Origin of the sequence: Ramlibacter sp. AN1015 (genome assembly GCF_037726105.1) — a bacterium.
Classification (GTDB): Bacteria; Pseudomonadota; Gammaproteobacteria; order Burkholderiales; family Burkholderiaceae_C; genus Ramlibacter.
On sequence record NZ_JBBJUM010000002.1, the window covers coordinates 457,091 to 478,599 of the forward strand.

Consider the following 21,509-nt stretch of genomic DNA (forward strand, 5'->3'; position numbering starts at 1 on the left):
GCGCAGCGCGCGATGCTCACGCAGCACATGTCCACCCTGCAGCTGCGCACCCCGGGGCGCGGCCTGGTCGAGATCACCGCCATGCTGCGCGAGCGCATCGCCGGCTGCGGCGTGCGCGACGGCCTCGCGACGCTGTTCCTGCGGCACACGTCGGCCAGCCTGCTGGTGCAGGAGAACGCCGATGCGCAGGTGCGGCGCGACCTCGACAACTTCTTCGCGCGCCTGGTGCCCGACGGCGACGCGCTCTTTCGCCACCGCAGCGAGGGCCCGGACGACATGCCCGCGCATGTGCGCAGCGCCCTCACGGCCACGCAGATCGCCATTCCGGTGGTGGACGGCCACCTCGCGCTGGGCACCTGGCAAGGCGTTTTCGTCTGGGAGCACCGCCTGCAGGGGCATGCGCGCGAGCTGGTGCTGCACGTGCTGGGCGAGGCCGCGACGCGGTAAGCGCGGGATCCTGCGCACGCCGCCGGCTGGCTCTACAAAAGCCGCGCACGTCTTGCACCGTGCAACAGGTGTAAGCCGCAATCCCTCCCAAGAATGCACGACGCGCGCTGTTGAGCTCGCGCTGGAGGAGGAATTCATGCACAAGACACCCCTGCGTGCGCCCCGGGCGCGCGTCACTTTCGGCTGCGGCATCGTTGCTGCCATGGCAGCAGCCCTGGTCGCCTGCGGCGGCGGCGGGGCTGCCGGCGAGGGCCCCAGCGGCGCGGGCGCCGTCGATCTCAGCGCCCCGGCCCCGGGCGGCGCTCCTGCCGGCAACGACGCGGCGAGCGCACCGGCCCCCCCGGAGCATCCTGCCAACGACACCCCGGTCGTCAGTACCCGCGAGGCACCGCAGCTCGGCGGCTGCGAGCTGTTTCCGCCCGAGGCGGTGTTCAACACCCGCATCGACGACCCGCAGCGCTTTCCTGCGCACCCGCGCAGCGCTGCCTGGATCGCCTCCATCGGGGTAAACACCCCCTTTCGCGCCGACTGGTGGCGCGGCGAAGACCCCGACCGGCTCGACAGCTACTTCGGCATGCCGATCAACGTGCTGGACGGGCAGCCGCACAGCACCGACTGGGCCGTGCTGCAGTACGACTTCCGGCCCTCGGGCGTGAGCAGCGAAGTGGGGTGGCCGCACGAGAGTGACTGCGCGGTGGCGAGCGGCAACGGCTTCGACCTGGTGCGCGGCTGCAGCGCGGTGCCCGCCCCGGCGCGACTATTCCCTTTTCCCAAAGAGGCGCCCAAGCATGGCGGCGGCAACTGCAACGACCCCAACCGCTGCGGCGACCACCACCTCCTGGTGCTGGAACAGAACGCGTGCCGCCTCTGGGAGGCCTACTTCCCCTACAAGCTGGACGGGCAGTGGTATGGCCTCGCCACCGCCGGCTGGGACCTGAACTCGCTATCGATGCGGCCCGATACCTGGACCGCAGCCGGTGCCGCCGCCCTGCCCATCGCGCCCTTCATCGCCAAGGTGGCCGAGGCCGACACAGGCGAGATCCGCCATGCGCTGCGCGTGACCTTCCGCGACGCGGTGCTCTCGCGCGGCTACGACTGGCCCGCACGCCACGGCGCCGGCGGCGACACGCCCGGGGGCATTCCGTTCGGTGCGGTGCTGCGCCTGCGGGCGGACTTCCCCATTCCGGAGCACTGGGGCACACACGCCAAGGCGATCGCCACGGCCGCCAAGCGCTACGGGCTGTACGTGCACGACATCGGCGAAGACCTGTACGTGCCGGGCGAGCCCAGCGCCGGCTGGGACCCGGCGCTGTTCGGACAGCTGTCGACCATCCCGCTGTCGCAACTCGAGTTCGTGGACCTGGGCGCGATCACGCGCGACCCGCGCTTTTCGGTCGATTCGATGGCGGCGAGCTGGCGCTGAGGCCATGCGGGCACTGCTGCACCGCAGCGGAGCCTGCTGCCATTGCGGTCGCCCTCCTGCGGATGCGGCATTTACTGTTGAGCTGGCCGTCTTTTTTCTTGATACTGAATGCCAAATGGCTCGTTTTTGAAGAGCACTTGTTGACAGGGAGTTGCTCGGCGCGTTGCACACGCGTTCGCCGGAGGCTCTTTCATGCCCGTTTCCCTCGATGGTTCGCGTGCCGTCCTCCCCCACGCCGAAGGGCCTGCACCGGGAGCGGCGCCAGGCCCTGCGCCCGGCGCTATGGAGGTGGGAGGTCCGCCCGATCCTGCCAATGCCATGGCCGAAGCGCTCACGGATTGCTTGCTCCCGGGCTCCGAAGGTGCAGCGCTCGACGCCGCTCGGCACCTGCTGGCCTGTGTGTCGGGGAACTGCCTGCACCTGCAGGATCTCCCGGCGCATCTGGCCTTCCTTCCCTTCCACATGCCCGCGTCGGCATGGGGTCACCTGGAGGCGCATGCGCGCGATGCGGTTGCGGAGGGCCTCACCACGGTGCACCTGCCGCGACCGACCTCCGGCGAAGCACTGCAGGCGCTGTGCCTGGGGCTGAACGCCTTGCCCTCGTTGCGGCAGGCCGTCCTTCCGGTGCCCGCCCGCGGGCAGCACATCGACCTGAGCGGCCTTCCCGCGCGTGAGGGGGGCCTGTCGCTGCTGCTCGAGTGCGAGCACCCGGAGCCCCATGTACAGCAGCGGGGTGGTTGGCAGGTGCTGATTCCACCCGGCTGGGAGGCGCGTGCCTGCGGCGCGGCCGCTGGCACGGCGCACCTCGAAAAAGCGACGGTGCAGGTCGTTGCCGCCGACGGTGCGGTCTCTGCCGCGAAGACGCTGGCCGATTTCAACTATTTCCGCAGACCAGGCGATAGCAAGGGCGTCGTGCCCGACGGCCCCTTCGCATTCCTGATGTCCCCCGCCGAGGCCATGGCGAGCGTCAATCTCAATGGCGCAGCCGAGTTCTCCATCAGAGAGAGCAACGCGATCGGGCTGTGGGAGCCCCGAATCGTGTGCCGGCACCTGTCGGTTCAATGGCTGGCAGACCGCGCCGAGCACCTGCAGAACAAGACGGCGCACACTCCGGGCCGCTCGCATGCGGCGTCGGCCAAGCCGCAGCGTCACTCGATGGCGGCGTTCCGTACGAAGGCCGGCATAGAAGGCCACGTGCCCGTCTCCACCCAGACGCAGTTCGATGCCTGGTACAGCGGCCCGCCCGTCGCCACGTGCTCTCCGGCGGCGCTCGGCCGCAGCCTGCGCGCTCTGGCCATGGGCCTGCATGCGCCTGCCGCACGTCAGGTGCTCCTGGTCACCGCGACCCACGCAATGGGCGTCGAGTTGCAGGTGAAGGAAGGTGCCGGGGGACGCGCGGAATACGCGGTCCTGCTCTATGACCCCAACCGTACCGCCACACACCTGCGCCAGCGCTGCTCCAGCCTGGAGTCCCTGGCACGCGTGGACCTTGGCAAGCTCCTCACGCGGCCTGGCGCGCGGGATGCACAAGCGATGCTGGACGCGTACTGCGGACCGGACCAGCCACAGTTGGTGGCGCTGTATGAGCGCCCCTCGGCCGCTCGCGCCGAGTCGGCGGCTGCCACGGTGGTCGTCCTCGACGCACAGGAAGAAGCGCGGCTCTCGCCTGACTATCTCCATCAGATGCTCGAATTCGGCGTTCCCGACGAAATCCGCGCATGCGTGAGCGCAATGACGACGCAGCCGCCGCTCGATGCGGCCACCCTGAGCATGCGACTTGCCGCGGCGACGGACGGGTTGTCGGGCTACACCGTCATGATCAAGTCCCGTCGATGGACCGGCGCGGTCGGCTACGCACAGGCGATCATGCAAGCTCCCGGCCTTGTCGCCCGCCAGCGCTACTCGCTGCTGGCATCCCCACGGATGCCGTTCCTGCACAGAGCCCTCGACACTCCCATCGACCCGACGGCAGTGGCCGGCTTCGCCAGAGCCGTGCTGGGCGGCGAAGCGGGGGCCCTGGAATTCGCACAGCGCGTCAGTCTGCTCCAGATCCACCGCAGGCCAGCTCTACACGTCACTGTGCAGGCCGGGATGGATAGCGCGGACCGCGCGGCGGGCCGTCAAGCGGCGTACCACCTGGCACGGGAGATCGCGGCGTCCCCGGCGCTGGTCCTGCGGGAGAAATGTGTCTTGCTCGGCAAAAGGACTGGCGGCATTTTCAGCAAACGCAGCGCCGCCTCGGATGCCGTGCGCCAGGGCAATCCCGAAGCCGCGCTGGCGATGGTGGCGGGTGTTCTGGGCGCGGGTCAGGACCAGGCCACCACCCAGCGCCTGCTGTCCAGCCTTGGGCTCAACGTGCCGCGTCTGCTGCGCGCGCAGGTGCGGCAAGGCATCTCCATGGGCTCGCCGTGGCTTGGCCTTGTCTTGCAATCGCTGAACGACCGGCCAGTCGCAAGTGCGGCATACACCGACATAACAAGACTGGCGGCCAGCCAGGCGATCGCGCGGAGGACCCCAGCGCCCATCGACCAATGAGGGCTTGCGGCCGCAATCGCTGCACCGTGGCGCCCCGGCGTGTGCGGCGCACGATGCGGCCGTCGCTCGAGTGGGCAGGTGGTGCTCGCCAGACGCGCAAACGACGTCAGATGCCGACCAGCTGGCGGATGCCCTGCGCCTGCATCTGCGCGCCGGGGCCCCGGGCGACCACGGCGCCTCGCTCCATCACCGCGTAGTGGTCGGCGAGTTCCTCGGCGAAGTCGTAGTACTGCTCCACCAGCAGCACGGCTACCCGCTGGCCGTCGAGGCCCTCGCGCGCGAGCCTGCGGATCACGCGGCCGATGTCCTTGATGATGTTCGGCTGGATGCCCTCGGTGGGCTCGTCGAGCACCAGCAGCCGGGGCCGCGCAGCCAGCGCGCGCGCGATGGCCAGCTGCTGCTGCTGCCCGCCGGAGAGATCGCCGCCGCGCCGGTGCAGCATCTGCCTGAGCACCGGGAACAGCTCGAACAGCTGCGGCGGCACCGGCGTCGAGGCCGGCCGGCTGGCCAGCCCCATGCGCAGGTTCTCCTCGACGGTGAGCCGCGCGAAGATCTCGCGCCCCTGCGGCACGAAGCCGATGCCGGCGCGGGCGCGCTGGAACGGCGTCGCGCGGTGGATAGCCTGGCCCTGCAGCGTGATGCTGCCGGTCTTGATCGGCACCAGTCCCATGAGCGATTTGAGCAGGGTGGTCTTGCCCACGCCGTTGCGCCCCAGGAGCACCGTGACCTGCCCCTCGGGCACCTCCAGGCTCACGTCGCGCAGGATGTGCGAGCCGCCGTAGTACTGGTTGACGTTCTGGATGGAAAGCATCGCGTTGGATCTGTGATGGCGAAAGTTTCAGCGGCCGAGATACACCTCGATCACGCGCTCGTCGGCCTGCACCTCGTCGAGCGTGCCCTGGGCCAGCACCGAGCCTTCGCACAACACCGTGACGATGTCGGAGATGCGGCGGATGAAGCTCATGTCGTGCTCCACCACCATCAGCGAGTGCCGCCCCTTGAGCGACAGGAACAGGTCGGCCGTGCGCGCAGTTTCCTCGTCGGTCATGCCGGCGACCGGCTCGTCCAGCAGCAGCAGCCTGGGCTCCTGCATCAGCAGCATGCCGATCTCCAGCCACTGCTTCTGCCCGTGGCTCAGGGTGCCGGCCTGGCGCAGCTCGCTGCCGGCGAGATGGATGGTGTGCAGCACCTCGGCGAGGCGGTCGGCCTGGGCCGAGTCGAGCCGGTGGAACATCGCGGCGGCCACGCGCCGGTCGGCCTTGAGCGCGAGCTCCAGGTTCTCGAACACGGTGAGCTGCTCGAAGACCGTGGGCTTCTGGAACTTGCGGCCGATGCCGATCTGCGCGATGTCCGCCTCGCGGTGGCGCAGCAGGTCGATGGTGCTGCCGAAGAAGACGGTGCCGCTGTCGGGACGGGTCTTGCCGGTGATGATGTCCATCATCGTGGTCTTGCCCGCGCCGTTCGGTCCGATGATGCAGCGCAGCTCGCCCGGTGCGATGTCCAGCGACAGGCGATTGATGGCGCGAAAGCCGTCGAAGCTCACGCTCACGTCGTCGAGGTAGAGGATGCGGCCGTGGGTGAGGTCCACCTCGCCCGGCACCGCCGGCCTCGCGAACCCCGCCGCGCGCCCACCCGATGCGGTGGCAGGTTGCGCCCCGATGCTGCGGCCTGCCAGGCGTTGCGCGCCCAGGTCCATCAGGTGCGGCGTCATCGACTGCCCCCTTTGCCGCGCAGCAGCCCCATCACACCCTGCGGCATGAACAGCGTCACCGCGATGAAGAGCGCGCCCAGGAAGTACAGCCAGAACTCGGGCGCCGTGACGGTGAGCCAGCTCTTGGCGCCGTTGACCAGGAACGCTCCGACGATCGGCCCGATCAGCGTGGCCCGGCCGCCGACCGCGGCCCACACAGCGATCTCGATGGAATTGGCCGGGCTCATCTCGCCCGGGTTGATGATGCCCACCTGCGGCACGTAGAGCGCACCGGCGACGCCGCACATCACGGCCGAGATCACCCAGATCGTGAGCTTGTACTGCACCGGGTCGTAGCCGGAGAACATGACGCGCGTCTCCGCGTCGCGCACTGCCTGCAGCACGCGGCCGAACTTGGCGTTGACCAGCCATCGCGAGAACAGGAAGCAGCCGAGCAGCGTCACGCCGGTGAGCACGAACAGAACCATGCGCATGCCCGGGGTGGCGATGGCGATGCCGGCGATGCGCTTGAAGTCGGTGAAGCCGTTGTTGCCGCCGAAGCCGGTCTCGTTGCGGAAGAACAGCAGCATGGCCGCGAAGGTCAGGGCCTGCGTGATGATCGAGAAATACACCCCCTTGATGCGCGAGCGGAACGCGAAGTAGCCGAACACGAATGCGACCACGCCGGGCACCGCCACCACCAGCAGCAGCGTGGCGACCAGGCTGTCGCTCAGGGCCCAGTGCCAGGGCAGCTCCTTCCAGTCGAGGAACACCATGAAGTCGGGCAGCTCGCTGCCATAGCTGCCGTCGCGGCCGATCTGGCGCATGAGGTACATGCCCATGACATAGCCCCCGAGCGCGAAGAACAGTCCGTGCCCCAGCGAAAGAATGCCGGTGTAGCCCCAGATCAGGTCCATGGCCAGGGCACAGATGGCGTAGCACATGATTTTCCCGAGCAGGCCCACGGCGTAGTCGCTCAGGTGCAGCGGGTGCCCCGCGGGAACGACCAGGTTGGCGAGCGGCGCAAGGGCGCAGACCGCCACCAGCACGGCGAGCCATCCGGCCCAGCCGCGGCGCGAGAGCAATGGCGCGCGACCGCCGAGCGGGCTGGTCACGCCGGGTGAAGGAGTCCGGGTCAGGACATCGGGTGCGCGGTCCATGGAAGGCTCCGGGGCAGGTGCGGAACGGCCAGCGACCGCAGGGGGAATGTGAACGGCGCTCATGCGTCGGCGCTGCGACCGCGCACGGCGAAGATGCCCTGGGGACGCTTCTGGATGAAGACGATGATGAACACCAGCACCGCGATCTTCGCGAGCACCGCGCCGGCCCAGCCTTCGAGGAACTTGTTCAGCACGCCCAGGCCGAGGGCCGCATAGACGGTGCCTGCCAGCTGGCCGACGCCTCCGAGCACCACCACCATGAAGGCATCGACGATGTAGCTCTGGCCGAGATCGGGCCCGACGTTGCCCACCTGGCTCAGTGCGCAGCCCGCGAGCCCCGCGATGCCCGAGCCGAGTGCGAAGGCCCAGGTGTCGATGCGCGCGGTGTTGACGCCCATGCACGAGGCAATGGGCCGGTTCTGCGTGACGCCGCGCACGAACAGGCCCAGCCGCGTGCGGGCGATGAGCCACGCCATGGCCGCCAGCACGCAGGCCGCGAAGCCGATGATGACGATGCGGTTCCAGGGCAGCTGCAGGCTGCCGAGCACGACCACGCCGCCGCTCATCCAGCTGGGGTTCTCGACGCCCACGTTCTGGGCGCCGAACACGCTGCGCACCAGCTGCATCAGCATCAGGCTGATGCCCCAGGTGGCCAGCAGCGTCTCCAGCGGCCGGCCGTAGAGGAAGCGGATCACCCCGCGCTCGAGCACCGCGCCCATGAGCGCCGAGGCCGCGAACGCCGCCGGCACGGCCGCCACGAGGTACCAGTCGAAGGCGCCCGGCAGGAAGCGCTGGAACAGCCCCTGCACGACGTAGGTGGCATAGGCGCCGATCATCATCAGCTCGCCGTGCGCCATGTTGATCACGCCCATGAGGCCGTAGGTGATCGCCAGGCCGAGGGCCACCAGCAGCAGGATCGAGCCGAGGCTGATGCCGGAGAAAACCTGGCCGGCGCGGTCGGCCCAGGCCAGCGACGACTCGACGCTGCGCAGCGCCGAGCGGATGGCTGCCTTGATGGCCGGATCGTCTTCGACGTCCAGTCGCGACAGCAGCAGGGTCTTGGTCGATGGGTCGCGGCTCTCCGAGAGCGCCCGCGCCGCTTGCAGACGCCGGGCAGGCTGGTCGCTGGTGAGCATGATGGCCGCGCGCAGCAGTTCGAGCTGGCTGCGCAGGGCGGCTTCGGTCTCCTGCTTGAGCGCCTTCTCGATCAGCGGCAGCCGGGCCTCGTCGGGCTCACCGGCCAAAGCCTGGATGGCACGGGCCCGCAGGGTCGCGTCGGGGCTGGACAGGCGGATCGCCGCGACGGCGGCATCGATCTCGCCGCGCAGGCGGTTGTTGCTGATGACGTCCTCGGCACCATCCGGCAGCGTGGCTGCGGCTGCGGTGACGGCATCGAACACCTGCTCGCCGCGCACGATGAACACGCGCTCGCCGGCGGTCTTCACCGCATCGTCGGCCAGCGCCTGCAGGAAGTCGGCCGTGCGCGCATCGGCCGCGCCCGCGGCCTTGTGCAGCGCCTCGATGCGCGCGTCGGTCTCGCCGACGGCGATGGCGCGCGCTTCGTCGATCGTGAGCGCGTGCGCCACGCCGAACGACAGGAGCGCCGACAGCAGTAGAAGTTTCCGGAGCATGAAGAAGGTACGCAAGAAGAGGTGCGCCCCAGGGCCACCGCGGAGCCGGCTTCGCCGGGCCGCAGGTGCCGCCCCTTGGGGGGGAGGCGGCCACAAGGCCGCTTCGCGGGGGGTCAAAGGCTTGATTTGCCTGCCGGCTCGTCGGGCTTCTTGTCGTTGCCTGCGATGAAGGGCGACCAGGGCTTGGCCTTGACCGGGCCGGGCGTCTTCCAGACCACGTTGAACTGGCCGTCGGCGCGCACTTCACCGATGAACACCGGCTTGTGCAGGTGGTGGTTCTTCTCGTCCATCTTGGCGGTGAAGCCCGAGGGAGCCTTGAAGGTCTGGCCCGCCATGCCTTCGATCACCTTGTCGACATCGGTGGTCTTGGCCTTCTCCACCGCCTGCTTCCACATGTAGATGCCGATGTAGGTCGCTTCCATCGGGTCGTTGGTCAGCGGCTTGTCCTTGTGGCCGGCGATGTTCTTGGCCTTGGCATAGGCCGCCCACTTCCTGGTGAACTCGTCGTTGGTCGGGTTCTTCACGGACATGAAGTAGTTCCAGGCGGCCAGGTGGCCAACCAGCGGCTTGGTATCGACGCCGCGCAGCTCCTCTTCACCCACGGAGAAGGCGACCACCGGCACGTCCTTGGCCTTCAGGCCCGCGTTGCCCAGCTCCTTGTAGAACGGCACGTTGGAGTCGCCGTTGATGGTGGAGATCACGGCCGTCTTGCCGCCGGCGGAGAATTTCTTGATGTCCGCGACGATGGTCTGGTAGTCGCTGTGGCCGAAGGGGGTGTACTTCTCGTCGATGTCCGCGTCCTTCACGCCCTTGCTCTTGAGGAAGGCGCGCAGGATCTTGTTGGTGGTGCGCGGATAGACGTAGTCGGTGCCGAGCAGCACGAAGCGCTTGGCGCCGCCTCCGTCCTTGCTCATGAGGTATTCGACCGCAGGGATGGCCTGCTGGTTGGGCGCCGCGCCCGTGTAGAACACGTTCTTGGAGAGCTCCTCGCCTTCGTACTGCACGGGATAGAACAGCAGGCCATTGAGCTCCTCGACCACCGGCAGCACCGACTTGCGCGACACGCTGGTCCAGCAGCCGAACATCACGGCCACCTTGTCCTGTGTGAGCAGCTGGCGGGTCTTCTCGGCGAACAGCGGCCAGTTGGAGGCCGGATCGACCACCACCGGTTCGAGCTTCTTGCCGAGGACGCCGCCCTTGGCGTTGATCTCCTCGATGGCCATGAGCGCCGTGTCCTTGAGCACGGTCTCGGAGATCGCCATGGTGCCGGACAGGCTGTGGAGGATGCCCACCTTGATGGTGTTGCCCGATTGGGCGAAGGCGGCGGGCACGCCGGACAGCGCGGCGAGCGCAGTGGCGGCGGTGATCGCCTTGAGGGTGGAACGACGTTGCATGCGCACTCCTGGGGGTGGAAGAAATGGGGAGTCGCCGGAGCAGCGGACGGCTGCATTTCAGCGATGAGCCATCGTAGGAACCGGCCGGCACGCGGCCAATACGCCGCATGGCGTACGGCCCTCGCCGACGGACGCCGCCGCAGGTTCCCCGTGCCCTGTAGGAGGACGGCCTGACCTACGTCGGACGATGCGTCTGAAACACCTGGAATTGGTGCATTTGATTAGAGTTTTCCCTTGGATTCACGCTTGCTGCCTCTAGCGGCGAGCGAGGGCGACTGCACTCTGAAGGGAGGCGCGGGCTGCGGCCCGCGGGTTGCAACTCGATGGACAAAAGGATGGACATGGAAACGCTCGTCGTCTTCTCACACTTGCGCTGGAACTTCGTCTACCAGCGGCCCCAGCACCTGCTGTCCCGGCTGGCCCAGCGATGGCGGGTGGTCTTCATCGAGGAGCCGCTGCCCGGCGCCGACGAGAACCGGCTCGAACGCATCGCGCCGTGCCACGGCGTGCAGGTGTGGCGCCCGCATGTGCGCGGCGAGGCACCCGGGTTCCACGACGACCACCTGCCGGCGCTGCATCGCCTGGTGACCGAGGCGATGCGCGAGGAAAGGGTGACGGACTACTGGATCTGGTACTACACGCCCATGGCGTATCCGGTCGCCTCCGTCCTTTCCCCGCGCGGCGTGGTGTATGACTGCATGGACGAACTGAGCGCCTTCAAGAACGCACCGCGGCAGCTGCTGCAGCGGGAAAACGCGCTCTTCAAGGCTGCCGACCTGGTGTTTACCGGTGGCCCGAGCCTGTACAACGCGAAGCGCAGCCGGCACCCCAGCGTGCACTGCTTCGCCAGCAGCGTGGACGCCCTGCACTTCTCGCAGGCGGCGAACGACCATCCGCTCCAGGCAGGCCTGCCGGGCCCGCGCATCGGCTGGGCCGGCGTCATCGACGAGCGCGTGAATCTCGACCTCGTCGCCGCCGTGGCGGACGCGCGGCCGGATTGGCAGCTGGTGATGGTGGGGCCCATCGTGAAGATCGACCCCGCCAGCACGCCCAAGCGGCCCAACCTCCACTGGCTGGGCCAGCAAAGCTACGACGACCTGCCGGAGTTCATCTCGGGCTGGGACGTGTGCATGCTGCCGTTCGCGCTGAACGAGGCTACGCGCTACATCAGCCCCACCAAGATCCTCGAGTACATGGCCTGCGGCCGGCCCTCGGTCAGCACGTCGATCCGCGACGTGGTCGAACCCTACGGCCACTGCGTGGCGATCGCCGATACGCCCGAAGCGTTCGTCGCAGCGTGCGAGGAGATCCTCGCCCGCGACGAGCCGCAGCGCGCCGCACACGTCCGCGTGCTGTCGGAGGTGGTGGCGCGCACCTCCTGGGACAAGACGGTCCACGCCATGGCGTCGCTGATCGAAGAGGTCGAGGCGCGGCGGATGCCCGACGAGGCGGAGATCGAGCAGCCGTCCGTCGCGGTGCAGGGACAGCGCGCGCTCGCGGTCTGAGGGTGCGGGACGGCGCTTCCGTCACGCCGGGGTAGCGCCGGGCAGCGCCGCCAGCCCGTGCTCCGGTGCGCGCCGGTCAGGTCGCGTCCGGCGGCTTTGAGCACCCGGCGACACCGCGCAACTACGTGCACGATCGCCGCCCACGCGCGCTGCTTTCGCAGTGCAGCAGCCTGTCCCTGGCTGCTGCATCGGGCCGGCCGGCCGGCGCTGCGGGAACGCGTCGTCAACCTAGCGCAGCGAGATCCTGGTGCGGAACCGTCCTCTGTCCACTTCGTGGTCCGCCAGCTCGTCGAGCCTGGCGTAGGTCGATACCGCGACGTCGAACCGCACACCGTCCTTGTGAGCGCCTCCTTCGCGAAAGAATCGTCCTGCTGCGCGCCGACCTGGGCCTTGTCGATCCGCTGCAGGCGATCAGGCCGTCTGGCGGGCGTGGCCGATGGACTTCGCCGCCCATGACTGCAGCAGAACGCAGGTGATGGGGTGGCGTTTCTCGTTCACGAACCGCACCTGTCGCAGGAACTCGTCTCGCGCAATGACGCGTTGGTCGCAGGACATGGTGCGCGCTTGCGGCTCATCGAGGGCCAAGCGCATGAGGTGGTGCGCAATCCGCATGACTTGGTCGCCGCCGATGACCTTTTCCGGCTCGAGCGCCTTGACTGCCGCGTCGAGCTCGTCGTCGAGCTGTGTGCATACGGCTGCGACCTCCTGGCGGGCGGCTTCCAGCTCTTCATTCGACAGCTTCACGATATCGACGGCGCCGGACACCATCTTGCAATCGCGCAGGCGCTCGGTGGATGCCGCACTGCCGTACTGCCGCAGCATCGACAGGCGCAGTGCCGAGAGCCACCGGATGCGCTCGTCGCGGGCCGTCGCGATGGCGAGGTCGTAGGGCGCCGGACCGGAACACCAGCAGCACAGCACGGCGAGACAGCGGGCCGACCGTGATGGCTTGCTCGTCGCCGGTGGATGGCGCAACGCGTCCGTTCGCGAGGGTGACAGAAGCTCGGCGACGGAACTCCTGCGAAGCGATGGGGCGCCCGACAGTCCGGGCGCTGGGGCGAGGTGGCTCGATGCGATCATGATTTCTCCCTGGGGCGTGTACAGCGTCGAAGCGTGAGGCGCAGGTGGCGTAGTGCCCTGCGCGACGCCAACGCGTCGATCTGCCCACGTGAGGAACGCGCAGAGCTGCGCTGCGCCTGACCGCAGCTGACGGTGTGCGCCGACGGGCGGGAACGTGGTGAGGCCGGGCGCGCGGGCCCGGCTCATCGCCCGGGGCTGGGGCTCCCCTGCCGGCCCGCCGCGGCCGCGTCCGGCATGCGGGCTCGAAGCCAGAGAGCAAGACAGTCAGCGGCCAGGCGCGGCCTGGCCCAAGGCTTCCACCTGCACCATCAGCAGGCGGAGGTGTTCGAGCAGGACCGGACGGCCTCGTGTGCCAGCGCCGGAGTGCGCGCCGAGCGCCGCTTTCCAGTGCCCTTCCCACTCGCCGTCCGCGATTCCGAGCTCACGCAGGCTGGACCTGAAGGCTTCCTCCAGGCGCGTGCGCACGTGCAGCGCCGCGCGGTCCGTGTTTGCCCGGCCCGCGAGGACGAACGTTCCCGAACGGTCCACCGAGAGTTCGCAATAGCGCGCCGCGAAGGCGCTGGCGGACAGGCTCTCCAGGGAGGCGACGGGCAGCAGGCGTGCGCCCCGGCTGTGAAGAGACTCGGCGTTCGGTGCAGACGCAGGGTGTGGCGGCGCTTCACCCCACGCCATCACCGGACGAACGCTCCTCGAACGAATGGAGACTGCCTGCGGTTCCGCGGCGACCCGCTCTGGCCGCCGCACGCCTGCGAGGAAGCAACGGACGCGGGTCGCCCAGCTGCGTTTACCGACCACGGGCGCTGGGCCGGTCGGCTCCGCGCGCGGGCGGCTACCCGGCTCCAGCCCGGCGAACCTGCGGTATTGGGAAGAATGGATTGCATGCATGTCGGTCACCTTGAGAGGAAGAGAGTTACAAAGACCGAGGAGAGTGAAGCGAGACAGGTGCACCGGAGCGCAGCGCATCAAGCGGCGCCGCTGCGGTTCGATGCAAGCGCAACGGTACGGGAGTCGCGAGAAGAGGACGTGTCGCAAGCTGACGGCGCGCCGCGCGTGGATAGCGCGGCACCGCGCCGCAGGAGCCGTGCCGCGCAGAGCCGTGCCGTCATGCACCATGCATCGGACGGCGCAGCGATGCGCCCCCGCCCGTCGATCAGGGCAAGCGACTCACCGCCCCCCCTTGTTGTCGTCCGTACCGATCGCGTGGATCTGCACGGCCGGGCCTGGCATGTCCACCCCTGCGTTCTCCAGGACTGCCCCCACCACGTCCAGCACGTCCAGGAGTGCGGGAGCGCGATACCAAGCCGCCTTGCTGTCGGGCGGCGGTTGCAGGCGCATCATCAGCGTATCGACAAGCTCTTGTCGACGGGCGGCCCGCAGGACCCGATGGCCTGCAAGGCGCTCGATGCCATCGCTCGCATTGGCGGCCAGCGAGCTCGCCGCGTCGAGGCGTTCATTGAGCAGCTTGAGCGCAACGTCTGGAAGATCCTCTTCGTCGATCGACAGATCGCCGTTGGCACGCCAGTGTTCAACCGCGCGCAACTGCTTCGTGTCCTGCTCCTGCGCCCAGCCCTGTACAAAGCGCGTGCGTTCCTCCAACGCTTGCTGGCCGAGCCGGGCGATGTTCTCGCGCTCCAGGGCCAGGAGCTGAAGACGAGGGTCCGCACCACCCGAGGCCCCATAGCGCGCCTCCAGCTCGCTGCGCAGCCCGGAGAGCCAGCGCGCCCGCTCCTCGATGACGGCTGCGGCCGGCGCGGAGCGCGCACCGGTGCCGCCTTCGTCTGCACCTGCCACGCACCGGAAGCAGCACAGGGCGATCAAGCGCTGCCATCGGGATGCGACGGGGGCGGACGGGCGCGGCAAGGCCGCGACTTGTTCGAAGTAGATGGGCAGCGCGGGGCGCAGCGCAGGAGGGTTGGCTTCGGAGTGCATCGTTTCCAGGTAGATGCGGCACGACCCGGCGCACGGCGCGGCGGCTCGCCGCGATCGGGAGGCTAGATGCCGTTCCGGATCACGCTTGTCGCGACGCTGACGCAGCAGTGGCGCACTTCGTAGGGTGGCTCGGTAGCGGGCCCGCCTTTCTTCTGGAACCGGGCCTGTGTGGCCGGTACAGACAGTCGCACTGCCGGCACGAGGCCTTCAGGCCCGGACAGGGAGCCGCCCCAGGGCGGCGGCGGGCAAGCGGGTCGCCGCTTCACGCAGCGACATGCCTAACAACCCCCGTCGGGAGCACCTGCCCATGTCGGTTCACGCTTTCAGCCATCACCCCACACCCGCCTTCCCGCAGCTGACCCTGCACGACAAGAAGTCACGTCACGACGGGCCGAGTGTGGAGGCAGTGATCGGGTTCGACTCACCCAGCTCGGAGATGCGCAAGAAACTGGCTGCGAGCGCGAAAGCGTTGACCCAGCCTGTCGCCAAGAACGTGCGGGCACGTGCAACCGAACAGGCATCGCCGGCACGTTCGTACCTGTGCAACCTTCGCAGGACCCTCCTGCAGGAGGTCGATCCGAAACTGCTCGAATCGGCCATCCTGGACAAGAAGTCAGCGGCACCCCTAATCGTTCTTCTGCGACGCGATCCGGAGAATGCGGAGGACCTGCCTGGCGTCGATGCCAGCTTCATCGAAGAAGCCACCGCAGGCGCAGGCAAGGCCCTGCGCGACCTGCATGAGAGGGCCCACAAGGTAGCGGACCGTTATGCGTCCAAGGCGAAGCGCGAGGAACCCATTGCGGCGGCCGACCTTCCTCTATGCGCATACGGTGTGATCACCTACGCGATGGACGAAGTCGATACCGTCGCCGAGCAGCACCTGGGCAAGAACCACGCGGAAATGGTCGAGCTACTCCCGTCCGTCCGCGCCGACATCATCCAGCGCTACAACGCTTTCGTCGCCGCCATGGAAAACCCCAGCCACACGCAGCTGCAGCACGCTGCAGAAATGGTCATGACGCTGTACAGCCGATAAGGCGACGACTGAGTGCGGCGTGCGGCGTGCCGGTGCGCGGTGCCCCGCCCCTCAGCCCCCGAACTGCGGATGCAGCGATCGGACCCGGCGCATCGCCATCGCGGCGGCGGCCGTGCGGGTCTCCACGCCCAGCTTGGCAAACACGCGCTCCAGGTGCTTCTTCACGGTGGCGGGGCTCGCGCCCACGATGTCGGCGATGTCGCGGTTGATCTTGCCCTTGACCACCCAGTACAGGATTTCGGCTTCGCGCGCGGTGAGCCCGAAGGACAGGCGCATGGCCTCGATGGCGGCAGCGTCAGATTCCTCGCGCATGACGACCAGCCATTCACCGCCAGCTTCATCGTCGCCGGTCTGGCGGTGCAGGCGGAACGTCAGGCGGCGCGCGCCTCTTTCCGCCGTCAGGCGCGGCGGCTCGATGGAGCGGGCCGCGTCGGCGAGGTGCCGCTGCAGCCATTGCACGACCTCGCCCGGAGCGTGCGCCGGCCGGCGGCCCAGGTCTTCTGCGTAGTACGCGTGCAGCAGCGTGCGCGCCAGAGGGGTCTGCCACATCAGGCGCCCGTCGCTGGCGCGCAGGGTGATGCTGGCGTAGCCAAAGGCATCGAGCGCGTTGCGCGTCTGGCGCGCAAGCCGGGCGCCCTGCATGTGCACGTCCATGCGGGCAAGCACTTCCCTGGGCCTGATCGGCTTGGTGACGTAGTCCACGCCGCCCGCCTGCAACGCGGCCACGAGATGTTCGGTTTCGGTCAGGCCGGTCATGAAGATGATGGGGATATGCGCGGTGGCGGGCGAGCCCTTGAGCCGGCGCGCCACCTCGAAGCCATCCATCCCCGGCATCACGGCATCGAGCAGGACCACATCGGGAACCGCCTGCGCGGCGCGCTCCAGGGCCGCTTCGCCGCCGGTCGCCACCAGCACCGTGTAGCCCGACTCTTCGAGTGCATCGTGCAGCAGGGCCAGGTTGTCCGGCACGTCATCGACGATCAGGACCACGTCGGTATGAGAGCGGTCCATCACCTGGTCGAGTGCGTTCATCGGTGCGCCTCCTGCGCGGCATCGAGCCGGCGTGCCAAGGCATCGAAATCGAATCGGCGGGCGAGCGTGCGCAGCTGCTCGCAGAAGTCGGCGCTGCCCGGCTGCGCCGCCTCGATCTCGTCCAGCCGGTTCAGCACGCCCCGGCAGTAGCCCAGTTGCACGAGCGGTCGCAGGCTGGCCAAGGCGTGCGCGTCGGGCACGCCGGCCTGTGGCGCGAGGACAGCGTCGCGGTACTGGGTGCCCTGAGCAGCGGAATCGGGTGGTGCGGCGCTGCAAGACGAGGACGCGCTGGCAGGCGCAGGGTCGGCGGCAAGGGGTGCCTCGGCGCCTTCGGCCGCCGGCGGCGTCCAGCGCAGGTCCAGCGCATGCTGCAACCAGTCGAGCAGTTCGCCATGCCGAACCGGCTTGAGGATGAAGTCGCGCGCCGTGATACCGAGCGCGTTCTCGGCGCCGCGCTCGAACGCGTTGGCCGAGACGATGGCGACCTTCGGCGTGCGCGCGAGCGGCCGTTCGCGCAGCCGCCGCAGGGTCTCCCATCCGTCGATGCCGGGCATCGCAAGGTCCATCAGCACCACGTCGGGCTCCGGGCCGGCAGCGAGCATGTCCAGCGCATCCTGGCCGCTAGCGGCCGTGCGCAGCTCGAAGCCCAGCGGCTGCAGCAGCCGCACGAGCAGCTCGCGGTCGGCCTGCTCGTTGTCCACCACCAGCACCCGACGGCGGTTTCCGGCGTAGCCGCGCGGCATCGCACGGGGTCTAGCGCGGGGCGGCATCTGCGCGGCTTCGACCTGCGGCAGGAACAGGCGGACGCGAAAGGTGGCGCCCTGCCCGGGCGTGCTGGAGACGCCGAGCTCACCACCCATCAGGTCGGTGAGCATCTTGGCGATGGTCAGGCCCAGCCCCGCGCCGGGCGCGGACGGCACGACGCTCTCACCCCGCGCGAACGGCTCGAAGACCCGCTCGATCTCCTGCGCAGACATGCCGGGGCCGGTGTCCTCCACCTCGATCGACGCCATCTGGCGACGGTGCCGGATGCGAAAGCGCACCTGCCCCTGCGCGGTGAACTTGATGGCGTTGCCCAGCAGGTTGATCAGGATCTGCCGCAGCCGCTTTTCGTCGGCGCGCACCACCTCGGGCAGTGCGCCCTGCGCCTCGAACCGAAACGCGAGGCCCTTGGCCGCGGCCTGCAACTCGAACAGATCGGCGACCTCGTGGACGCAGTCGGCGAAGCGCATCGGTGCCGCCTCCAGCCGCAGCTTGCCGGCCTCGATGCGGGCGATGTCGAGCGTGCCGTCGATCAGCGAGAGCAGGTGCTCGCCGCCGCGGCGAATGACCTGCACCGCCTGCTGCCTGTGCGGCGGCACCTGCGTGTCTTCGGCCATGAGCTGTGCATAGCCGAGGATGCTGTTGAGGGGCGTGCGCAGTTCGTGGCTGATGGCGCTCAGGTAGCGGCTCTTGGCCTGGTTGGCCTGTTCGGCCGCGCGCTGCGCCGCTTCCGCCGTGCGGCGCGCCTCCTGCAGTGCCTCGTCGGTCTGGCGATGCGAATCGATCTCGCGCATCAGCAGGTGCGTCTGGCGATTGCTTTCCTCCTGTGCGACCTGGCGGGTGCGATGGGCCAGCACCAGCCACCAGGCCAGGATGCCCGCCACCACCAGCAGCGCGAGGTAGGCCTTGAGGAAGCCGGCGCCCAAGACCGTGGCCAGCGCCTCGGCCGCCTCGCCGCCCGCATCGAGCGCCGCCAGTTCCTGGCGCCACAGGAGCGCGAACACCGCGGCCAGCAGCGGCGCGATGACCAGCATCAGCAGCACGAAGTGCCCCAGCCCGGCGTCGAGGAAGGGCCAGGCTCGCCGCGGCAGCAGCCAGCGCAGCGTGGCGCGCCACTGCGCGGCCAGGCTCGCCTGCGGCTTGCACGCGTCGCCGCAGCGCGCGTCCAGCGTGCAGCACAGCGAGCAGATGCTGCCCTGGTAGGCGGGGCAGTGCGCCATGTCGGGCGTTTCGTAGTCGCGCTCGCACACCACGCAGCGCGCCGTGCGCGTCGGTTCCGCATCGACAGCCGCGGTGCGGGCGAGGTAGTAGCGCCCCCTGGTGGCCCACGCGATCAGCGGCGCGCTGACGAAAGCCACCACCAGCGCGATGAGCGCCGAGAAAGCCTGCGCACCCGGGCCGAACACGCCCAGCCAGGCCGCGACCGAGCAGGCCGAAGCCAGGCCCATGGCGCCCACCCCCACGGGGTTCACGTCCCACAGGTGCGCGCGCTTGAACTCGATACCCGGCGGGGACAGGCCCAGCGGCTTGTTGATCACCAGATCGGCGACCACCGCCATGAACCACGCGATGGCGATGTTGGCGTACAGCCCCAGCACTTCGCCGAGCGCGTCGAACACGTTCATCTCCATGAGCATGAAGGCAATGAGCGTGTTGAAGACGACCCAGACGACGCGCCCGGGATGGCTGTGGGTCACGCGCGAGAAGAAGTTCGACCACGCGAGCGAGCCCGCGTAGGCGTTGGTCACGTTGATCTTGAGCTGCGACACGATCACGAACAGCGCCGTGGCCGCGACGGCCCAGCCGTAGTGCGGGAACACGTATTCGTAGGCGGCCAGGTACATCTGGTTGGGATCGACCGCCCGATCCGCGGGCACCATGTGCGAGAGCGCCAGGTAGGCCAGCATGGCGCCGCCCAGCATCTTGAGCACGCCCAGCAGCACCCAGCCGGGGCCGCCGGCCAGCACGCCCGCCCACCAACGCCCACGGTTGCCAGCGGTGCGCGCCGGCATGAAGCGCAGGTAGTCGGCCTGTTCGCCCATCTGGGTGATGAGCGCGATACCTACGGTGAGGGCGGCACCGAAGTGGTGCAAATCGAAGCCAGCCGGGCGTCCCTTTTCACCACCGTAGTGCCAGATGCCGTCGAACGCACCAGGATCGCGCAGCCAGACGAAGACAAAGGGCACCACCAGCATCACCAGCCACAGCGGTTGGGTCCAGGTCTGCAGCCGGCTGATCGCCGAGATGCCGTGCGTGACCAGGGGAATCACCACCAATGCGCAGATCAGATAGCCCCAGACGGGCGGAATGTCCAGGGCGAGTTCGAGCGCATAGGCCATCACGGCGGCCTCTAGCGCGAAGAAGATGAAGGTGAAGCTGGCGTAGATCAGCGAGGTGAGCGTCGAGCCGATGTAGCCGAAGCCGGCACCGCGTGTGAGCAGGTCCATGTCCACACCGTGGCGTGCCGCATAGACGCTGATCGGCAGGCCCGCCAGGAAGATGATGAGGCCCGTCGCCAGGATCGCCCAGAACGCATTCAGGAAGCCGTGCTGCACCAGCAGCGTCGCGCCCACCGCTTCGAGGATCAGGAAGGAGGCCGCGCCGAAGGCCGTGTTGGCGACCCGGAAGATGGACCAGCGGCGAAAGCCCTGCGGGGTGTAGCGCAGCGCATAGTCCTCCAGCGTCTCGCGCGCCACCCAGCGGTTGTAGTCGCGGCGGACCTTCACGACGCGCTGGGGCGCGTCGCCGGCGGCACCATGTCGCGGCGCATCGCCGCAGCGCCGGGGGTGGATCGGGATGGTCGCGTTCACGAGCGGCAGGGTGCAAGTTCCGCGCCACTGGCGCACCGTGCGCCGCCGCGGGCGCCGCCGCGGGCGCCGCCGCGGGCGCCGCGGCAGAACCGCCGGACGGCTCCTCCCAGGTGAGCACTGGCATTGCATGCGGATCAAACTGAGTGGGCACGCGGCTTGCTCTATGGACTGCCATGGACCTCACCCCTCGCGAAAAGGACAAGCTGCTGCTGTTCACCGCGGCGCTGCTCGCCGAGCGCCGCATGGCACGTGGGCTGAAGCTGAATCACCCCGAAGCCGTCGCGCTGATCTCCGCCGCCGTGCTGGAAGGCGCGCGCGACGGCAAGACGGTCGCGCAGCTCATGAGCCAGTGCCGCGGCATCCTGCGGCCCGAGGACGTCATGGAAGGCGTTCCCGAAATGATCCCGGACATCCAGGTCGAGGCTACCTTCCCAGACGGCACCAAGCTCGTCACGGTCCACCAGCCCATCACCTGATCCGCACCACCACCTTCCCTGTTCAGAAAGCATTTTCATGAAGCATGCAATCCGCAGCCTCGCCACCTCGCCGCTGGCGCTGATCGCCACCGGAGCCTTCGCGCACGAGGGCCACGGCCTGCTGGGCGCGCACTGGCACGCCACCGACGCCTTCGGCCTGCTGCTGGTCGGCGGCCTCGCGGCGCTGGCGATCTGGTGGGGGCGTGGCGGAAAGAAATAACGCGAATAACGCGCTCCTTTCGCACGCCCGCCCACCCCGCCCACCCCGACGAAACCACAGGCCCCCATGCCCCTCCATCCCGGCGAACTCCTGGCGCAGCCTGGCGAGCTCACGCTCAACCCTGGCCGCCGCACCGCGACGGTGGTGGTGTGCAACACCTCACAGCGGCCGATCCAGGTCGGCTCGCACTACCACTTTGCCGAGACCAACGCCGCGCTCGATTTCGACCGCGAGGCAGCGCGCGGCATGCGCCTGAACATCGCCTCGGGCATGGCGGTGCGCTTCGAGCCCGGCCAGCAGCGAACGGTGGAACTGGTGGATTTCGCCGGCGCCCGCGTCGTGCACGGCTTTCGCGGCCTCGTGCAGGGAAGGCTCTGAG

General features: G+C 68.9%; 18 protein-coding genes. 8 read left to right on the top strand and 10 right to left on the bottom strand.

The genetic code is table 11. The features are described 5' to 3' along the window. Nucleotides 1-12 precede the first annotated feature (12 nt). From WG922_RS04830 to WG922_RS04840, 3 genes are all read left to right on the top strand, one after another. Nucleotides 13-447: a secondary thiamine-phosphate synthase enzyme YjbQ gene (locus tag WG922_RS04830; RefSeq protein ID WP_340281050.1), complete on the top strand. Its 435-nt coding sequence runs from the start codon at nucleotides 13-15 to the stop codon at nucleotides 445-447. 136 nt (nucleotides 448-583) lie between these two features. Further along, nucleotides 584-1,870, top strand: coding sequence for a hypothetical protein (locus WG922_RS04835; protein ID WP_340281051.1), 1,287 nt, complete (start codon nucleotides 584-586; stop codon nucleotides 1,868-1,870). A 318-nt stretch (nucleotides 1,871-2,188) separates the two neighbouring features. Further along, a complete protein-coding gene (locus tag WG922_RS04840) occupies nucleotides 2,189-4,405 on the top strand; it encodes a ShET2/EspL2 family type III secretion system effector toxin (protein WP_340281052.1) in 2,217 nt (738 codons plus the stop codon). A 106-nt stretch (nucleotides 4,406-4,511) separates the two neighbouring features. Here the strand turns inward: WG922_RS04840 and urtE are convergent, their stop codons facing one another. The 5 genes from urtE to urtA form a co-directional block, all read right to left on the bottom strand. Continuing rightward, nucleotides 4,512-5,216 carry an urea ABC transporter ATP-binding subunit UrtE gene (gene urtE, locus WG922_RS04845; RefSeq protein ID WP_340281053.1) on the bottom strand — a complete coding sequence of 235 codons (705 nt, stop codon included), beginning with the start codon at nucleotides 5,214-5,216 and terminating at the stop codon, nucleotides 4,512-4,514. Nucleotides 5,217-5,243: 27 nt separating this feature from the next. Further along, nucleotides 5,244-6,116, bottom strand: a complete 873-nt coding sequence (gene urtD / locus WG922_RS04850) for an urea ABC transporter ATP-binding protein UrtD (RefSeq protein ID WP_340281054.1) — start codon at nucleotides 6,114-6,116, stop codon at nucleotides 5,244-5,246. Further along, nucleotides 6,113-7,255, bottom strand: coding sequence for an urea ABC transporter permease subunit UrtC (urtC, locus tag WG922_RS04855; protein ID WP_340281055.1), 1,143 nt, complete (start codon nucleotides 7,253-7,255; stop codon nucleotides 6,113-6,115). The genes urtD and urtC overlap by 4 nt, the downstream gene beginning before the upstream one ends. A gap of 59 nt (nucleotides 7,256-7,314) precedes the next feature. Beyond that, entirely contained in the window at nucleotides 7,315-8,886 is a 1,572-nt protein-coding gene (gene urtB, locus WG922_RS04860) for an urea ABC transporter permease subunit UrtB (protein ID WP_340281057.1), read from the bottom strand. Between the two features lie 113 nt (nucleotides 8,887-8,999). Next, nucleotides 9,000-10,280: an urea ABC transporter substrate-binding protein gene (urtA, locus tag WG922_RS04865; RefSeq protein WP_340281059.1), complete on the bottom strand. Its 1,281-nt coding sequence runs from the start codon at nucleotides 10,278-10,280 to the stop codon at nucleotides 9,000-9,002. Between the two features lie 341 nt (nucleotides 10,281-10,621). Between urtA and WG922_RS04870 the strand changes: the two genes are divergently transcribed. Next, nucleotides 10,622-11,785, top strand: a complete 1,164-nt coding sequence (locus WG922_RS04870; RefSeq protein WP_340281060.1) for a glycosyltransferase — start codon at nucleotides 10,622-10,624, stop codon at nucleotides 11,783-11,785. Between the two features lie 411 nt (nucleotides 11,786-12,196). Here the strand turns inward: WG922_RS04870 and WG922_RS04875 are convergent, their stop codons facing one another. The 3 genes from WG922_RS04875 to WG922_RS04885 form a co-directional block, all read right to left on the bottom strand. Then, the gene (locus WG922_RS04875) at nucleotides 12,197-12,706 is read right to left on the bottom strand and encodes a hypothetical protein (RefSeq protein WP_340281062.1); all 510 of its coding nucleotides are present in this window, start codon (nucleotides 12,704-12,706) and stop codon (nucleotides 12,197-12,199) included. A gap of 423 nt (nucleotides 12,707-13,129) precedes the next feature. Continuing rightward, nucleotides 13,130-13,750, bottom strand: a complete 621-nt coding sequence (locus WG922_RS04880; RefSeq protein WP_340281063.1) for a hypothetical protein — start codon at nucleotides 13,748-13,750, stop codon at nucleotides 13,130-13,132. A 279-nt stretch (nucleotides 13,751-14,029) separates the two neighbouring features. Continuing rightward, entirely contained in the window at nucleotides 14,030-14,683 is a 654-nt protein-coding gene (locus WG922_RS04885; protein ID WP_340281064.1) for a hypothetical protein, read from the bottom strand. A 418-nt stretch (nucleotides 14,684-15,101) separates the two neighbouring features. Here WG922_RS04885 and WG922_RS04890 point away from each other — a divergent pair, with 418 nt between their 5' ends. After that, nucleotides 15,102-15,830 carry a hypothetical protein gene (locus tag WG922_RS04890; RefSeq protein ID WP_340281065.1) on the top strand — a complete coding sequence of 243 codons (729 nt, stop codon included), beginning with the start codon at nucleotides 15,102-15,104 and terminating at the stop codon, nucleotides 15,828-15,830. A 51-nt stretch (nucleotides 15,831-15,881) separates the two neighbouring features. Here WG922_RS04890 and WG922_RS04895 read toward each other — a convergent pair whose 3' ends face one another. Both WG922_RS04895 and WG922_RS04900 read right to left on the bottom strand, forming a co-directional pair. Continuing rightward, complete coding sequence (locus WG922_RS04895) at nucleotides 15,882-16,862, bottom strand: response regulator (RefSeq protein WP_340281066.1); 981 nt, start codon at nucleotides 16,860-16,862, stop codon at nucleotides 15,882-15,884. Then, nucleotides 16,859-20,434: a hybrid sensor histidine kinase/response regulator gene (locus WG922_RS04900; protein ID WP_445322790.1), complete on the bottom strand. Its 3,576-nt coding sequence runs from the start codon at nucleotides 20,432-20,434 to the stop codon at nucleotides 16,859-16,861. Before WG922_RS04900 ends, WG922_RS04895 begins: the two co-directional genes overlap by 4 nt. A gap of 173 nt (nucleotides 20,435-20,607) precedes the next feature. Between WG922_RS04900 and WG922_RS04905 the strand changes: the two genes are divergently transcribed. From WG922_RS04905 to WG922_RS04915, 3 genes are all read left to right on the top strand, one after another. Beyond that, nucleotides 20,608-20,910 (top strand): urease subunit gamma, encoded by a 303-nt coding sequence (locus WG922_RS04905; RefSeq protein ID WP_340281067.1) that lies wholly within the window; start codon nucleotides 20,608-20,610, stop codon nucleotides 20,908-20,910. A 37-nt stretch (nucleotides 20,911-20,947) separates the two neighbouring features. Continuing rightward, complete coding sequence (locus WG922_RS04910) at nucleotides 20,948-21,130, top strand: hypothetical protein (RefSeq protein WP_340281068.1); 183 nt, start codon at nucleotides 20,948-20,950, stop codon at nucleotides 21,128-21,130. A 66-nt stretch (nucleotides 21,131-21,196) separates the two neighbouring features. Continuing rightward, nucleotides 21,197-21,508 (top strand): urease subunit beta, encoded by a 312-nt coding sequence (locus tag WG922_RS04915; RefSeq protein ID WP_340281069.1) that lies wholly within the window; start codon nucleotides 21,197-21,199, stop codon nucleotides 21,506-21,508. Nucleotide 21,509: the final 1 nt, after the last annotated feature.

What these genes read in the sequence shown, in the direction of transcription:
- WG922_RS04830 (WP_340281050.1), top strand. Translation starts at nt 13, where the DNA reads ATGCTCACGCAGCACATGTCCACCCTGCAGCTGCGCACCCCGGGGCGC.
- urtB (WP_340281057.1), bottom strand. Translation starts at nt 8,886, where the DNA reads ATGCTCCGGAAACTTCTACTGCTGTCGGCGCTCCTGTCGTTCGGCGTG.
- urtE (WP_340281053.1), bottom strand. Translation starts at nt 5,216, where the DNA reads ATGCTTTCCATCCAGAACGTCAACCAGTACTACGGCGGCTCGCACATC.
- WG922_RS04915 (WP_340281069.1), top strand. Translation starts at nt 21,197, where the DNA reads ATGCCCCTCCATCCCGGCGAACTCCTGGCGCAGCCTGGCGAGCTCACG.
- WG922_RS04835 (WP_340281051.1), top strand. Translation starts at nt 584, where the DNA reads ATGCACAAGACACCCCTGCGTGCGCCCCGGGCGCGCGTCACTTTCGGC.
- urtA (WP_340281059.1), bottom strand. Translation starts at nt 10,280, where the DNA reads ATGCAACGTCGTTCCACCCTCAAGGCGATCACCGCCGCCACTGCGCTC.
- WG922_RS04890 (WP_340281065.1), top strand. Translation starts at nt 15,102, where the DNA reads ATGTCGGTTCACGCTTTCAGCCATCACCCCACACCCGCCTTCCCGCAG.
- WG922_RS04840 (WP_340281052.1), top strand. Translation starts at nt 2,189, where the DNA reads ATGGCCGAAGCGCTCACGGATTGCTTGCTCCCGGGCTCCGAAGGTGCA.
- urtD (WP_340281054.1), bottom strand. Translation starts at nt 6,116, where the DNA reads ATGACGCCGCACCTGATGGACCTGGGCGCGCAACGCCTGGCAGGCCGC.
- WG922_RS04870 (WP_340281060.1), top strand. Translation starts at nt 10,622, where the DNA reads ATGGAAACGCTCGTCGTCTTCTCACACTTGCGCTGGAACTTCGTCTAC.
- WG922_RS04910 (WP_340281068.1), top strand. Translation starts at nt 20,948, where the DNA reads ATGAAGCATGCAATCCGCAGCCTCGCCACCTCGCCGCTGGCGCTGATC.
- WG922_RS04905 (WP_340281067.1), top strand. Translation starts at nt 20,608, where the DNA reads ATGGACCTCACCCCTCGCGAAAAGGACAAGCTGCTGCTGTTCACCGCG.
- urtC (WP_340281055.1), bottom strand. Translation starts at nt 7,255, where the DNA reads ATGGACCGCGCACCCGATGTCCTGACCCGGACTCCTTCACCCGGCGTG.
- WG922_RS04895 (WP_340281066.1), bottom strand. Translation starts at nt 16,862, where the DNA reads ATGAACGCACTCGACCAGGTGATGGACCGCTCTCATACCGACGTGGTC.
- WG922_RS04880 (WP_340281063.1), bottom strand. Translation starts at nt 13,750, where the DNA reads ATGCATGCAATCCATTCTTCCCAATACCGCAGGTTCGCCGGGCTGGAG.